Source organism: Psychrobacter sp. PG1 (assembly GCF_014897815.1).
In the GTDB taxonomy this organism is placed as follows: Bacteria; Pseudomonadota; Gammaproteobacteria; order Pseudomonadales; family Moraxellaceae; genus Psychrobacter.
Genome location: NZ_JABUZG010000083.1, coordinates 76612 through 88733 on the forward strand (window position 1 = coordinate 76612; position 12122 = coordinate 88733).

The window sequence follows — 12122 nt, forward strand, 5'->3', positions numbered from 1 at the left end:
ATAAGACATACATAAAAATAGGATAGGATAACAAGGATATGCTAATAGAATTTACGAAGATGCATGGTTTGGGCAATGATTTTATGGTCATCGATTTGGTGACTCAGCGCTTAGATTTGACCAAGGATTTGGTACAGTTACTGGGTGACCGTCATTTGGGTATTGGCTTTGATCAGCTGCTCGTCGTTGAGCCACCAATGCGTCCTGACGTTGATTTTAGTTATCGCATTTTTAATGCTGATGGGTCAGAAGTTGAGCAGTGCGGTAATGGTGCGCGCTGTTTTGCTCGTTTTGTGCAAGCGCGTAAACTGTCATTTAAACAGCGTTTGCGTGTTGAGACGGCAAGCGGCATCATTTCATTGACCACTGATCGTTATGGCTGGGTCGAAGTCGATATGGGTAAGCCGAAATTTGAACCAAGCGAGATTCCTTTTACCCCCAGAGCCACAACCAAAATTCAAAACGCCTATCATCTCGATGTAAATGGCACTCCTGTACAGCTTTATGTTGCCAATATGGGCAACCCGCATGCCGTTATCAAAGTTGATAACGTGCTCGATGCCGACGTTGAAACCTTAGGCAAAGCCATCGAATCGCATCCCGCCTTTCCCGACCGCGTCAATGTCGGCTTTATGCAAGTGATGAACCAGCGTCACATTCGTCTGCGTGTCTATGAGCGCGGTGTCGGCGAGACACAAGCCTGTGGTACTGGCGCTTGTGCCGCAGTAGCGGTTGGTATCCGTGAGGGCTGGCTCGATGAAGGCGAAGACGTGCGTGCGCAGCTTTATGGTGGCAGTATGATCATCAAATGGCAGCCGGGTTATTCAGTGATGATGACCGGTCCGACCGCCTTTGTTTACGAAGGCGTATTTAGCCCAGATGGTCTGATGGCACAAGCGGGCATCAAGCCCAATCCAGAAGGCTAATGGATAATAGGGCTATGTCCAATAAAAACAATCATACGATGGAGCCTACCTCAGATTCTGAGGCAAAAGCATGGCTATCAGTCGAGCACGCCGCGGCTATAGAGTCGGATGCTGCATTACGTGATTTGTTAGCGCCCGTGCATCGTTGGCTTAATGTCTTGTCGGTGCGCAATCACTCGCCGCATACGTTGACCGCTTATTTTGCAGGACTGAACCAATTGGCGCTATTTTTACGTGGGAAACGCCTGACGTGGACGCGCTGCGATAAACGCCAATTAGCCCAGCATATCAGCCAACGCTTGGATGAAGACAAGCTCGCACTTGCCAGCGTCCAGCAAGAGCTGTCAGCCATTCGCCATTTTTATGGCTGGTTGATAGAAGAGAACTTGGCACGTATTAACCCAACGACTGGCTATCAGCTCAAACGTAGTCCTCGACCGCTGCCGTCTATTGCTGATGTTGATTTGCTCACTCAGCTGCTTGACCAAGAGATGCCTGATACACCCGAACAAGCGCGCCTATGGCTGCGTGATAAGGCGATGTTTGAATTGCTATACAGCAGCGGTCTGCGCGTAGGCGAGTTGGTCGCGTTGGATATGGGCGATGTGGATTTGTCAGACCTGCGCGTGCGCGTGACAGGTAAAGGCAATAAAACGCGGTTGGTGCCGTTAGGTGTCAAGGCAGCAGAAGCGATTAGCCGTTATCTACCGCATCGTAATCTGTGGGTGGAGCAAATGGACAGCGCATTATTTATTAGTGAAAAATTGGGTACGCGTTTATCGACACGGGCAGTGCAGCAGCGTCTCAAAGTTGCGGCTACCCGTGCCGGCATCGCACAAAATATGTATCCGCATCTATTGCGTCATTGTTTTGCCTCGCACATGCTGTCGGGCAGTGGTGATTTGCGCGCGGTGCAAGAAATGCTTGGGCATAGCGATATCAGTACCACGCAAATTTATACCCATGTCGATTTTGCTAAACTCACGCAAGTCTATGATCGCGCTCATCCGCGCGCGACTCATACACGGACCGAAGAAAACAACACCTAATATTCGATATTCAATACTTACTATTCAGTATTGAAACTGACTTACGCCAAACGATGACAGTCAAAAATGGGCATTTTTTGGCGGCCTTGCTGTTGAGTCTGTTTGTCTAAGGTTGCCAAGATCAAAGCATAATCTTGGTTTTTTTCGTTACCCGTGGTTTTATCTAGTGCACTCGCATCATAGCTGTTAATAATCGTGCCATCAAAAGCTGTGATAGTGGTATGCCCCCACGTTTGACGGATATCACCGTTTTTATAAACATGGGCGCCGCCTTGTGCTGCGCCAATGACCATGCACTGACTGTCTAACGCCCGCGCGCGAAGTAACAGCGACCAATGTGCTTGCCCCGTTAAATAAGTAAATGCCGATGGCGCACTTAATAGGTCAGCGCCTGCTTGACGTAAGCGCTGTGCCAATGCGGGAAAACGCAAATCAAAACAAACCATCATACCGAGCTGATAGGCAGCATGATCACTCTCTATTGTTGCAACTACAGTCTGTGTACCGGGCTCAAACGTCGCTGCTTCATTATAGCTGCCATGTTTATCTGCTACCGTCGCCGTGAATAGATGAATTTTGTCATAGCGTGCCACTCGCGTGCCATCAGGGGCAAATAGCTGACTGACTTGGCGCAGTCTGCCATCAGGCACGATGACGCCATCAGGGCGATAAGGGCAGGGCAGTGAGCCTGCCAGCACATAGACACCGTAAGTACTGGCATAGTTTGCTATCGTCGCTGATAGCGTATCAAAGCGCTCTGCGGTGGCAAATTGCTCGCCCATGCTACAGCAGTTTTCAGGTAAGACAACAAGATGAGCACCTTGATGACTGGCATCGCTGATGGCAGATTTTATAGCCGCTACGTTTTTTTCGATGTCTTGCTGGCTATTCATTTGAATCGCAGCAGTGACAAGATGTGGTTTATTTGCTTGGTCATTCATCGTATTATTCTCGGTTAATGTTAAGAGTGGTTCAATTGGCTCGAAGGTTTTGTGTCATGTACCTTGTATTTTTTATATAGCCTTATTATTATCAACAAGATTTGGTTGTTTATTGTTTAGCAGTTCATGCTAAAACGGTTAAATTTATAGAGTTTTATAAGTAGAAAGCAATAAGCGTATTGGACCGTCTATAAATTATCATAGCAAAATTGCCACGAAAAATGCTATCGTCATGTCCTGATAACGTTAACTCGCTACTTTAAGTGGCAACATATATAGACTATCACCAGTATCGGAGTGTAATAAGCCACCCATGAGTATGTCTTTCGGATTGGCGACCACGCTGAGCACCTCACAAAAACTGACCCCGCAAATGCAGCAAGCTATTAAATTGCTGCAACTCTCTAGTCTTGAGCTTGCGCAAGAAGTTCAGGCCAAGCTGGATAGTAATCCATTGCTTGAACGTATTGAGGATGATGAAGATGAATACGATTATGGCAGCGGCGATAGAGTAGATGAGTCATTGACACTTGATAGCTGGAACCAGAGCGCTGATATTGACTCATTTAGTGCAACCTCTGAGAGTAATACCCACAACTCTGAACCAGATGAAGACTTTAGTGATAGCTTGGACAAATTACAGCAAACCAGTATCGATGATAGTGCCATAGACAATCATACGATGGATAGTGACGACTATAGTAGCTTTGAAAGTAGTGTTGATAGCAGTAATTATGCATCTACGCCGAGCAGTTCGGGGAGCAAAAGTGACGAGGATTTTGATAGTTATCAAGGCGGCACTTCTGCCACCATACAAGACCACGTGCGTTGGCAGCTGAACTTTAAGCATCTCTCAGAAGCGGACATGTTGATTGCAACCTATCTGATGGACTCTATGGATGACATGGGTTTTGTGCGGCTTGATATCGATGAGCTGTTGCAAAGCTTCGATACGATGGCAAGTTTTTATCAATGGGATGAATCTGTTGAGCACGATGAAGTCATGGCTGTTTTACGTGTTATTCAGTCTTGCGATCCGCTGGGTGTTGGGGCGCGAAATCTCAGTGAGTGCCTAGCGATTCAGTTGTCCAAGCTCGATGCAAATACTGATCATCTAAAAGAAGCGCAAGCATTATTGTCAGCCAGTGAGCATTTGGTGAGCAATAACATCAAAGCATTGACTGAGCGGACTGGACTCGCGCCTGCACAGATTACCCCCGCGCTTAACTTACTGCGTACCTTGAATCCGTCACCTGGCTTGCTGTTTCAAAGCAGCCAACCAGACTATACTCAGTCGCCAGCTAGCTATGATATTCCTGATGTTTTAGTCACGCCTATACGTCACCATCATAGTCAGACGAGTTCAGGTACATCGACGCAAGAGGACGGCTGGTATGTGCGCCTCAATCCTGACACCATGCCAAAGCTAAGAGTCAATCAAGAATATGCCAATTTGGTGAAGCGCGGTGATGACAGCCCCGACAATCAATATCTGCGTGAAAACCTCACCGATGCCCGCTTGTTTATTCGTAGTATTGAAGAGCGTAATCAAAACCTATTAAAAGTGGCAACCAGTATCGTGCGTTATCAGCAAGAGTTCTTGCAGCATGGCGCGACTGCCATGCAACCGCTCATCCTAAAAGCCATTGCGGAAGAAGTGGATTTGCACGAATCGACCGTTTCACGTCTAACCACCAGTAAAACAATTTTGACGCCGCAGGGATTGTTTTCACTCAAGCATTTCTTTTCATCTCATGTCAGCAGTACCGACGGCGATATTTCATCGACTGCCATTAGCGCCATGATTAAGCAATTGATAGCCGATGAAGATGCCAAAAAGCCATTATCTGACAGTCGCATAAAAGATTGTTTATTATCCGAAGGTATCGATATCGCCAGAAGAACCGTGGCCAAATATCGTGAAGCAATGAATATTGGCTCGTCTACTCAGCGTAAACAGAAATATTAAATGTCACAATTCAATGAGTTAAGAGAGAAATCGTGCTATCGCTAATATATTTCTTGATAAATATAAAAAATAAAATTTTCTGATTATATAGAAACATTTAGGAAACAACCGTTTTTATTACATTTAATTACACTTTACTGTCTTGCTACTATTCGATATTCATGACAAATTAGAGTCATACCAACAACGAAATCTAAGTGTCGATTCAGCGTATTTACTTATCTCATTAATCAAAATGACAACGAAAGGATACGTTCGATTTTTGCTAAAAGTATCGATTACTAAAGGCGCTGATAAATAAAGACACCCCATTCATTGTTGGTAAGGCAGGGTGAAAAAGCAGGAATGCTGGCTCATCTGTTGATTGTAAGTAACAACGCAAGCAACAACGTAGGCAACAATGTAAGTCATAATAAAAGGACAATAATATGAATGTTTCTATCAGTGGTCACCATATCAGTGTTACCGACGCTATGAACGCAGCTGTTCAAGAAAAACTTGATAAAATTGGTCGTCATTTTGATCAAATTCAAAGTATTCAAGTCATTTTATCATTAGATAACAGCGGTGCTATAAAGAGCCATAAGGCTGAAGCGATTATGCGAGTCTCGGGTAAAGAGATGTTTGTCCAAGCGCTTGACGATGATATGTATAAAGCCATTAACGAGATGGCAGACAAACTTGATAGACAAGTACGCAAGTATAAAACCAAGTTGGAGAGCAAAAAGACTCAGGGTGCTGGGCGTGATGGACGCTATGAAGAGCTGATGACAGACGATGCTGCTCCAGCAGTTTAATGTTATAGAGTTTAGGATATTTAAAGGTTAATGATTACTGGCTGATGAAATAATAAATAGTATAAATAGCCGCATTTTTAGATATCTCTAAATGACATTGCCTAAAACGGAAAAAGACCTCGAACGTTTGCTACGTTGAGGTCTTTTTTATGAGCAGTTATTTTTTAAAAACCCACCTTTAAATACATTTCTTTAAGCACATTCATTGTCAAATCAACAGATCATCATTTTAGCTAATTAGCCACCACCGACTGCTTGTACCACTTCAATATTCATACCTTCAGCGATACTTAATTGGGCAAGCTCACTCTTTGGAATCAGTTCACCATCGACTTCTACTGCATAACGACCTTGGCTAAGACCAAGCTCATTGATGACCAATTGCACGGTCTGATGGGTAGTCTGTAGTTTCTTACCATTAACGATAATGGTACTCATAAAGTATACTCCTTAATGATTTTTTATCCTTTTGTGCGTACTAAGGCGTGTTCTCATTTTTATCTCTATTTTCAAAATGAAGACATGCTCTAAAATGCAATTTAATTATTGCTTATTCAACTGGCTATTTTGCGACCAATTTGTTCATTTTAAATGATGACACTGCTAACCATAGCCAACCTGCAATCATTAGTACACCACCGATAGGCGTGATCGCGCCAAACCAAAGTGGTGCGCCAAGTGTCATTGCATATAAGCTACCAGCAAATATTATTACGCCAATTTGTAATAGCCATGCGGTGGTTTGCGTGGCATATCTTAGGCGAATTAACAGACCAACCAGTAATAAACCCAGCGCATGTATAAACAAATACAGTGTTGCAGTATGCCACCATTCGAGTTGTTGAGCACTGGCGATGTTTTTTAGGCCATGCGCCCCAAACGCCCCTAAAGCGACGGCGATGGCCATATTGATCGCCGCAATGCCTATCCAATTTAACATGACAAACTCGTATTATCTAAAAACTACCGCTGGTGAAAGACAGGCACTACTGATAGGTAATTGCTACTGAATATCGTCTGGCAAAATAACGCTATCAATGGTCATTGCCTCGCGGATTTTGTCCATGGCATTTTTTTCGATTTGGCGTACGCGTTCTGCTGAGATAGAGTAGACGGCTGCCAATTCGTGTAAGGTTGATTTTTGCTCAGAGAGCCAGCGCTGCTCGACGATATCGCGTGAGCGCTCATCAAGGGTATCCATTGCCGCGATCAATGCAGATGAGTTGCTTTCTTCCCAATCTGCTTCTTCTAACTGCTCGGCAGGATCGATACCATCTTCTAAAAATAGCTGCGGTGCATAACGTCCATCGTCGTCATCGCTAGATTGCGCTTCAAACGAGGCGTCATAAGAGGTAAGCCGAGACTCCATTTCTAACACTTGCTTGCGTGTGACATTCAAGTCTTTGGCAATGGCATCCGCCTCCTCTAGCGTTAGCTGGTTGTTGGTTTTTTTGAGACTACGTAAGTTAAAGAATAGTTTACGATGCGCTTTGGTGGTCGCGACTTTGACAATGCGCCAGTTACGAATCACAAATTCATGGATTTCTGCTTTAATCCAATGCACAGCAAATGACACCAAACGCACACCTTTATTAGGGTCAAAGCGTTTTACAGCTTTCATTAGTCCCAGATTGCCCTCTTGGATTAAGTCTGCTTGCGGCAAACCATAACCCGAGTAGCTGCGGGCAATATGAATCACAAAACGCAGGTGCGACATCACGAGCAGACGCGCCGCTTCTACATCGCCTTCATCATAATAACGATGCGCCAGCTCTTGCTCTTGGATTGGTGTCAAAATTGGGATTTGGTGCACCGTGTTGATATAAGCGCCCAAATTGACCCCAGGCGCTGACAAATGAGTCGGCATCGCTGGCACTAAGTCACGGGTGCTAGTATCGCCTAAGGCGCTAGCATCATAAGGTGGACGTTGGGCGGCAGCTTTTAATGCGGCATCACGTGCTTCGTTTTTTATAGGAGCTGCCTCATCTTTTTTATTCGTTTTTGCCGTATCAATAGAATTATTAGCCATATTCTTGACCTTGATTAAATAGTGACGCAAATAGTCAGATAAAAATCTTTATAGTTGTAATTGTAAAGGATAGCGACACTTAGTTGCTATCAGTTTTAGTAATGATGAAGTGATATATTGTATCGAAACGCTGTGCTGATAAGCTATCCGCTGATGGCTGATCCGTCATGCTACTAACGATTAATCGCAGTTGACTTGCGGCATTTGTTTGCTGGCTTTGTTGACAAAAAGCGGTGATATCAGCCTGTGAGTTGGCATCAGTTGCGACCACATATAATGAACCGCCAGCCGTGACGTCACGTAATGCCACTTTGGTTTTTAACAGCGGCATTGGACAAGCAAGTCCGCGACCATCGACGAAACGTTGGACATGAATGGGCTGCGTTTCATTCGCCTCATGATCTGTAGTGACAGTATGTGCTGGTAACAAGTCTAACAGGTTGTTGATGTCTTGCTGCTCAGTATCAGACAAATCTGCTGATAAGTTTATAGAATAAGGCGAATATACGGTGGTTGACTGACGATCAGCAGACATAAAATAAACCTTATAAATATTTTGATTTGTACTAGATTGTATTGAACATTCGCAAACACGCAATGACAGTGCCTGTAATTCATAAATGACACTCGGCAGCGACCAGACCCTATAGTCATGAAATGTCATTATACCAAATAGCCGATATGTAGTTGAAGTTGAATATAATCAACGTCACATTCAGTTCATTAGAATCACATATAGTCTGTTCAAGATAATTTAGATACAAGGAAGGCTAGCAAAAGTACTAAAAATAGTAGACTGAGCGCGCCTGACGCCATATTCATTTTATAGGGGATTGACTAAAGCCATGTTGCGCAATAGTGACGGGCAGCTGAGTTATTGGTAGTCGAATGCAGACTAGAATTGACCTTATATCAGCAAGCTCGTATAGTCGAAAAACGTTTAGTTAAAAAATCAGTCGAAAAAACCTTACTTCAAAAATATCTTATTTCAAAAACACCTTACTTCAAAAACAGTATCATTACTCACTTGCATAGGATACGCACTTGAACCATTTTAATAGACAATCGATACTTGGTAATGCGCCCATGACCCAGGAAAAAAAATGTAAAAGTGCCGAGCGTTCGATGGCATTATCGAGCGCTATTAAATTGGCATTGTCGGCGGTACTAATGACGATGACCACTGCTGCCATGAGTGAGGATAGTTTTAATAATGCTAATACGAGCAGCAAAGCGATGGCATCCAATTATAATTCATGGAAAACCAGCGGCTCAGAAGAACTAAATCTGCCCAATTTGCGCGGACAAGGCTTGAGCTTCGCTGAGCAATATCAAAATAAATTGCTCGGCGAATGGTCGTTACGGAACGTCAATGGTCGTATCAAAATGGAGCATGATCCTTGGATTCAAGAAACGGTCAAAGACATGACTTGGCGTCTCAATGCGCAAGCAAGGCAGCAAGCGCCGATGGGTTTGGTTATCATTGATAACCCAAGTATCAATGCCTTTGCAGCACCAGGCGGTGTCATTGGACTCAATACAGGGACGATTCTGGCCGCTAGCAGTATGGATGAGCTTGCCAGTGTGGTGGCGCATGAAGTTGCTCACATCAGTCAGCGCCATTACGAAAGTGGTGCTGATGAGCGCAAAAAGGCCTTGCTGATGCAGATAGGCGGTATGCTGGCAGCGATTGCAGCATCGGCGGTCGATGGTGATGCAGCGGTAGCAGTGATGATGGGCAGCCAAACGGCAACGATGAACAGCACGATGGCATTTAGTCGAAATAATGAGCGCGAGGCCGATCGGGTGGGCATGCAAATCATGACCCAAGCAGGCTACGACCCAAGGGCGATGCCGCGATTCTTTGCCACGATGAATCAACGCAGCCAGCTCAACCAAATTGAAAATCGATTTTTACCAAGCTTCGTACGCTCGCATCCACTCAGTAATGAGCGCTTAAGTGAAGCGCAAAGTCGTGCCCAGCATTATCCTTCACTGTCACTAAATCAGCAGCAGCGCCATCAGGCTTTATTTGATCTGCTCTACTGGCGTGTCCAAAGTACGGGTAAACATGCCTCAGAGACAGTGCTAATGACGGCTGCTAAAAATAGCGTAGGTGCCAAATTGGCTTTGATGAACTGGTATGGTGAACAGCAACGCTTTACAGAGGCAAGCGATTTACTGGCTGAAATCAATCGACTGCCGCCTACGCAGCGCCAAAATTTAGAGCCTTTACTATCAATTACTCATAGCCAAATTCTAACGGAGCAGAATAAATGGTCACAAGCGGCGGACGTATTAGCCAGCCAGCAGCGTGTTTATCCTGAGCGTCGTGATCTGCGTCTTTATTTGGCAGAAGCGCTCACCAATAGCAATCAGCCAATCAAAGCCCAAGCACTACTCAAGCCACTGACCGAGCAGCAGCCAAGCGACCGTTATGCTTGGCAAAGTCTGCAACTGGCCAATGAAAAACTGGCAAAAACGACCGACTCTGCGTCCCTGAAAAATATTGCCACCATTAACGCGCTACGCTATCGCAGTCATGACCAACTATGGAGTAGTCGTTACGAGAGTGCGTTGACGTCACTCACCCAAGCCAAACAACTGGCGGAAAAACTACAAACCACGGCTCAAGCCAGTAGCGCCCGTCCATTGCTTGCTAATATTAATGCAGAAATCAAAGCAGTAAAAACCGCCAAAGACTTTGAGCCTTAGGCGGTTATTTTTACGATGTCGTCATTAGCTTTTGATGACACTAATTACTAGCCTTGCAGCGCATCTTTCACCAGCTTAGAGATGAGCGCAGGGTCTGCGCGTCCTGCGGTTTTGTTCTTTAATACACCCATCACACTGCCCATGTCACGCATAGAGGTTGCGCCTTGTGCAGCGATTTCCGCATTGACCAAAGCCGCAAGTTCAGCATCATCCATTTGTTTTGGCATAAACTCATTGATGATATCAATCTCAAACTGCTCTTTGGTTGCCAAATCATCACGGTTGTTTTCGGTAAAAATAGTCAATGACTCATGGCGTTGTTTTAGCTGCTTTTGCAGTATATCTAAGACTTGCGCATCATCAAGCTCTATTTGACGGTCAATCTCAATTTGCTTGATAACCGCTTGCACGTTACGTAGTACTTTGACACGCTCAAGCTCACGCGCTTTCATAGATACTTTGACATTGTCTGATAAAGTCTGTTTAAGTTGGCTCATTGTTATTATCCTTATTTATTAAGAGGTATTTATTCAAATTTTTAAGCAATAATAATAAAAATTGTAGCATAAAAAACGCCACTGATATCAATGGATAACAGTGGCGTTAATGTAGCACTTGTACTTAATTAATCGAATTATCGATTAGTACATACGAGTGGTACGAATAGTTTCGCGTTGTAATTTTTTCTTATAACGCTTTACGGCAGCAGCTTTTTTACGCTTACGTACTTGTGTTGGTTTTTCATAAAACTCACGCTTACGTACGTCTGATAATACGCCAGCTTTTTCGCAAGCACGCTTGAAACGACGGATAGCGATGTCAACTGGTTCGTTTTCTTTAACCTTAACTGCAGGCATGAAGACTCCTCGATTAGGATGAGATATAAGGGCATTAGTTTGGCTGTGTATTAGTATTTAGCCGTAATATCTCAAGATTACAGGCATCAGCTCAAACTAGGATAATCTTGCGCATGAGCACAAGGGCAAGCATTTTAATAAAAAATGTCAGTTAAGTCAATGATTTTAGCACATTAATCCATATTTATCATTAAGTTGCAAGGTGCAATGCGCAGAGACAATTCTAAAAGTAGTTAGAACGCAGGTTTTTGCTCCAGCTTTAATGAAACTATAAATGCAAAGTATAAAATTACTATGAATAAAAAACCCTACTGTCTATAACGATTTGGTTGGAGTTTATGCTATGATAATTTGCATATAATAGTCAGCATATTAACCATTTTATGTGTATTTTATTGAGGATGTTGGAATGAAAAAAACAGGACTAAATACAGCGCTAAGCACCGCATTTATCATTGCTCTTGGCTTTGGCATTAGCGCTTGTGGTGGTGAAAAAGAAGGCGAATCACACGAAGTATTGGCGAAAGATCGCGTTGATGAAGCCGCTGAGCTGGCTCGCAAAAACGCACCTGAAGCTGAAAAAATGGAGTTCCCAGAAACGGCTCCAGCGCCAGTAGCTGAAGCTGATGGCACAGTAGAAGGTGCTGCAACTGCTGAAGCAGGGACGACTGCTACTGATATGACAGATGCAACGGATAGCGATGTTGCTGTCGCTGACAGTGCAGTTATGCCAGCTAGTAGTGCAGATGTGCCAGCTGCTGATACGGCGGCAACGCCTACTGCTGACGCTGAACCAGCTACGAACTAATCACGGTTTGTGTGTTGATAGGTTTTGAATT

The 12122-nt window shown here is 44.2% G+C and carries 13 protein-coding genes; 6 read left to right on the forward strand and 7 right to left on the reverse strand.

Features of this window, described 5'->3' with window-relative positions; translation table 11 throughout:
• Positions 1–38: 38 nt before the first annotated feature.
• Both dapF and INT03_RS12945 read left to right on the forward strand, forming a co-directional pair.
• Positions 39–926, forward strand: coding sequence for a diaminopimelate epimerase (gene dapF, locus INT03_RS12940; protein ID WP_045443366.1), 888 nt, complete (start codon positions 39–41; stop codon positions 924–926).
• 14 nt (positions 927–940) lie between these two features.
• Positions 941–1975, forward strand: coding sequence for a tyrosine recombinase XerC (locus INT03_RS12945; protein ID WP_226950236.1), 1035 nt, complete (start codon positions 941–943; stop codon positions 1973–1975).
• 41 nt (positions 1976–2016) lie between these two features.
• Here the strand turns inward: INT03_RS12945 and INT03_RS12950 are convergent, their stop codons facing one another.
• Positions 2017–2916 carry a nitrilase-related carbon-nitrogen hydrolase gene (locus tag INT03_RS12950; RefSeq protein WP_193009270.1) on the reverse strand — a complete coding sequence of 300 codons (900 nt, stop codon included), beginning with the start codon at positions 2914–2916 and terminating at the stop codon, positions 2017–2019.
• Positions 2917–3229: 313 nt separating this feature from the next.
• On the opposite strand from INT03_RS12950, the gene INT03_RS12955 reads away from it, so the two are divergent.
• Complete coding sequence (locus INT03_RS12955) at positions 3230–4885, forward strand: RNA polymerase factor sigma-54 (protein WP_193009271.1); 1656 nt, start codon at positions 3230–3232, stop codon at positions 4883–4885.
• Between the two features lie 428 nt (positions 4886–5313).
• A complete protein-coding gene (gene hpf, locus INT03_RS12960) occupies positions 5314–5682 on the forward strand; it encodes a ribosome hibernation-promoting factor, HPF/YfiA family (RefSeq protein WP_045443369.1) in 369 nt (122 codons plus the stop codon).
• 237 nt (positions 5683–5919) lie between these two features.
• Here hpf and thiS read toward each other — a convergent pair whose 3' ends face one another.
• The 4 genes from thiS to INT03_RS12980 form a co-directional block, all read right to left on the reverse strand.
• Positions 5920–6120: a sulfur carrier protein ThiS gene (thiS, locus tag INT03_RS12965; protein WP_045443372.1), complete on the reverse strand. Its 201-nt coding sequence runs from the start codon at positions 6118–6120 to the stop codon at positions 5920–5922.
• Between the two features lie 124 nt (positions 6121–6244).
• A complete protein-coding gene (locus INT03_RS12970) occupies positions 6245–6622 on the reverse strand; it encodes a DUF423 domain-containing protein (RefSeq protein WP_193009272.1) in 378 nt (125 codons plus the stop codon).
• A gap of 63 nt (positions 6623–6685) precedes the next feature.
• Positions 6686–7549, reverse strand: coding sequence for an RNA polymerase sigma factor RpoH (gene rpoH / locus INT03_RS12975; protein ID WP_198329691.1), 864 nt, complete (start codon positions 7547–7549; stop codon positions 6686–6688).
• Between the two features lie 241 nt (positions 7550–7790).
• On the reverse strand, positions 7791–8246 hold the full coding sequence (locus INT03_RS12980; protein WP_193009274.1) for a sulfurtransferase TusA family protein: 456 nt from the start codon (positions 8244–8246) through the stop codon (positions 7791–7793).
• Between the two features lie 509 nt (positions 8247–8755).
• On the opposite strand from INT03_RS12980, the gene INT03_RS12985 reads away from it, so the two are divergent.
• Positions 8756–10426, forward strand: coding sequence for a M48 family metalloprotease (locus INT03_RS12985; RefSeq protein ID WP_226951696.1), 1671 nt, complete (start codon positions 8756–8758; stop codon positions 10424–10426).
• 47 nt (positions 10427–10473) lie between these two features.
• Here the strand turns inward: INT03_RS12985 and INT03_RS12990 are convergent, their stop codons facing one another.
• Complete coding sequence (locus INT03_RS12990; protein ID WP_045443381.1) at positions 10474–10923, reverse strand: GatB/YqeY domain-containing protein; 450 nt, start codon at positions 10921–10923, stop codon at positions 10474–10476.
• Positions 10924–11067: 144 nt separating this feature from the next.
• Complete coding sequence (gene rpsU / locus INT03_RS12995; RefSeq protein WP_010195908.1) at positions 11068–11283, reverse strand: 30S ribosomal protein S21; 216 nt, start codon at positions 11281–11283, stop codon at positions 11068–11070.
• Between the two features lie 409 nt (positions 11284–11692).
• Between rpsU and INT03_RS13000 the strand changes: the two genes are divergently transcribed.
• Complete coding sequence (locus tag INT03_RS13000) at positions 11693–12091, forward strand: hypothetical protein (protein ID WP_193009275.1); 399 nt, start codon at positions 11693–11695, stop codon at positions 12089–12091.
• Positions 12092–12122: the final 31 nt, after the last annotated feature.